The organism is Nocardioides ginkgobilobae, assembly GCF_054781275.1.
Genome location: NZ_BAAGUS010000046.1, coordinates 1 through 1492, shown reverse-complemented (window position 1 = coordinate 1492; position 1492 = coordinate 1). Strand labels below are relative to the sequence as shown.

The following is a 1492-nucleotide window of genomic DNA, read 5'->3' as shown; positions in this document are numbered from 1 at the left end:
GGCTCTTCGTACTTCAGGTGGGGATGAGGGTGTCGAGTCCTCCGCCGATGAGGAGCATGCGTAGCCGGTAGTTGTTGTAGTTGCGGAAGCCGCGGGCGACGCGGCGGTGGAGCTCGATGAGGCCGTTGATGGCTTCGGTGCCGCCGTTGTTGGAGCGGCCGGTGTCGAAGTAGGCCAAGAACGCCGCCGACCACCGCTTCAGGGTGCGGCCGAGTCGGGCGATCTCGGGGACCGGGCAGGTCGGGAAGGACGCCAGGATCTTCTCGGCGATCTTGCGGCCCTGGGCGGGGTCGCGGTGGCGGTAGGCAGCTCGCAGCTGCTGGGCGCAGGACCAGGCGATCCAGACCTGCAGGTGTTCCTCGGGTCGCGCGGCGATCGCCTTCTCCAGACGGGTCCACTGCTTGTCGGTGAGTTTCTCAGCCCCAGCTCGCAGCAGCTTCTGGATGCCGTAGAGCGGGTCGCCCTTGCGGCCTCGGTGCCCGAGGGTCTCTTGCTGGACGCGGCGTCGGCACTCATCGACCGCGGCGGTGCCGAGCTTGACGACATGGAAGGCATCCAGGACCGCGACGGCGTCCTGGAGCTGGTCGGCGATAGCAGTCTTGTAGCCGTGGAAGGGGTCCAAGGCTGCGACCTTCACCCCACGTCGGAACTCCTCGCCACGCTCTTGCAGCCAGTCGGCGTAGGCCTTGCCGGACCGGCCCGGGACCAGGTCCAGCAGCCGGGCGCGGACGCGTCCGTGCTGGTCACGCGACAGGTCGACCATCCCGGTCAGCTCCTTGGGCCCGCGGCCGCCCTGGTCGATGGGCTTGGTGGAGACGTGGTGCCAGATGTGCTCATCGACCCCAAGCGAGGTGACGTCGGTGAAGCGGCCCTCCTCGGCGGCCATCGCTTCCAGCAGCGGCTGGATCGAGCGCCACACCGTGCGCCACGTCGTGCCGAGCTGACGGGCCAGCCCAGCGATCGAGGCGTGCTCGCCCCGCAGTTGGGTGATGGCCCACCAGCAGGCGCGCACTGTCAGCAACGCCCTGGGTCCGGCCAGGTCGAGACGCTGTTCGGTGAACGACTTCGTCGAGCACTTCTCCTCCGCACAACGCCAGGTCCGCTTGCGCCAGATGAGCGTGACCGGGCGCCCGAAGCAGGGCACGTCGATCAGGCGCACCTCGCGGCGGCCGTGACTGTGGGCGATCACCCCGCACGCGCGGCAGCCCGTCTGCTGGGCGGGTGTCTCGACCACGACGCGGACAGCGCCGGCGTCTTGGCTGACGTCGATGACGTGGAAGCCAGCCAGGCCGACCAACAAGTCGCATCGCTGGCAGTAGCAGGGGTGTTCAGGGCGCGGGCGTGAACGGTCGCACGCCGTAGGCTCGAGCATCGTCGAGGCCTTCCGGTTGGGCAGCTTGGTCGCTCCCGATCCTGGAGGGCCTCGACCCCATTCACCCCGACCGCGTCATGCCAAGTCGCTCACCCACTCCCACCGCAGGTACGAAGAGCC

General features: G+C 68.9%; 1 protein-coding gene. It reads right to left on the bottom strand.

Annotated features, from left to right (window positions below; genetic code table 11):
• Positions 1-13 precede the first annotated feature (13 nt).
• Complete coding sequence (locus ACYVID_RS18120; protein ID WP_460739466.1) at positions 14-1300, bottom strand: ISL3 family transposase; 1287 nt, start codon at positions 1298-1300, stop codon at positions 14-16.
• Between the last annotated feature and the right edge of the window lie 192 nt (positions 1301-1492).